The organism is Brachyspira sp. (genome assembly GCF_050873525.1).
Taxonomy (GTDB): domain Bacteria; phylum Spirochaetota; class Brachyspiria; order Brachyspirales; family Brachyspiraceae; genus Brachyspira.
The window spans coordinates 1-1,350 of sequence record NZ_JBNMIZ010000346.1; the positions used below are offsets into that span (position 1 = coordinate 1).

Consider the following 1,350-nt stretch of genomic DNA (forward strand, 5'->3'; position numbering starts at 1 on the left):
ATAAAAATCTTATAAAATCTTTCAAATATAAAATTAAAAAAATAAAAATAAAACTAATGAATATTGATTATGAAAAAGAAACAAATTAAATATACGAGAGTTTTGAGAAGCTATAAAAGAAGCGAAAGAAAAAATATTTTTAAAAATAATTTATTTAATAATTTGAAAAAAAATATAAATCTACTTTTTGAATATCTTAAAAATAAAGCGGAAAATGTTTTAATGAATTTCGATTTTTCCAAATTAATTGATTTACTACAAAATAGAAAAGTTCAAATTTCATTATTGATAATTTTTATTTTGCTATTCAATTTTTTAATATTTGCTATTAAAAATAAATATAATTATTCGGTTAATGTCAAAAAATCGGATAGTTCGGACGAAACCTACAAAAAAATATTGTCCGAAATGAGTCCCGCTACAAATAACGATATGGAAGAAGTTTTATTAAATATTCCTAAAATCACTTCGCTTCCTTCCGTTGAAAATATAAACGAAAAAGTTTCGAGCATTTTTTACGATTATATAACTTCGGATTATACTTTAAATAGCGATGGAACTATAGGAATCAAATACGAAGAATATACTATTGGAGAAGGCGAAAATCTCACAACAATATCTCGAAAAATCGGGGCGAGTTTGGATACTCTGGTTAGCGTAAATAAAATAAGCAACGCAAATAAACTACGCCCAGGACAAAAGATTATAATTCCAAATAGAAACGGATTATTGCATACGATTAACGCAAACGAAAAAATCGAGGAAGTAGCCGACAAATACGATATTCAATTAAATAGAATTTTGGCTTTCAATAAAATAGAAAATGTTTCGGATATAAAAATCGGAGACGATATATTTTTACCCGGCGCAAAATATACTTTGGACGAAAGAATAGATAAATTCGGACAAATGTTTAGTTTGCCTACAATCGTCAACAGAATAAGCAGCGTTTTCGGTTATAGAATCCATCCGATTAGCGGAACGAGGACAAAACACATGGGAGTCGATATTCCGGGAAGTTTGAATACTCCCGTTTATGCGGCAAGAAAAGGAAAAGTGATATTCGCGGGCTATAGCGGAGGATACGGAAATTTGGTAATCGTTCGTCATGATAAAGGCTATACGACTTATTACGGGCATCTCAATAGAATAACAACGAAAATTGGTGATAATGTCGGAGTCGGAGTCATGATAGGAAGAATGGGAAGCACGGGAAATTCAACGGGAAGCCATTTGCATTTTGAAGTGCGAAAAAACGGAGAAGCGTTAAATCCCGCCGATTTTATTCCAATAAGAAAATTCCTCGTTAGACGATAAATTATTTATATAAAATTAAATTTTTCTATATAA

At 30.0% G+C, this 1,350-nt stretch carries 1 protein-coding gene; it reads left to right on the plus strand.

Annotation, left to right across the window (positions count from 1 at the left end):
- Window positions 1-69 precede the first annotated feature (69 nt).
- On the plus strand, window positions 70-1,317 hold the full coding sequence (locus tag ACR0QS_RS13240; protein ID WP_432633922.1) for a peptidoglycan DD-metalloendopeptidase family protein: 1,248 nt from the start codon (window positions 70-72) through the stop codon (window positions 1,315-1,317).
- Window positions 1,318-1,350: the final 33 nt, after the last annotated feature.

What these genes read in the sequence shown, in the direction of transcription:
- ACR0QS_RS13240 (WP_432633922.1), top strand. Translation starts at nt 70, where the DNA reads ATGAAAAAGAAACAAATTAAATATACGAGAGTTTTGAGAAGCTATAAA.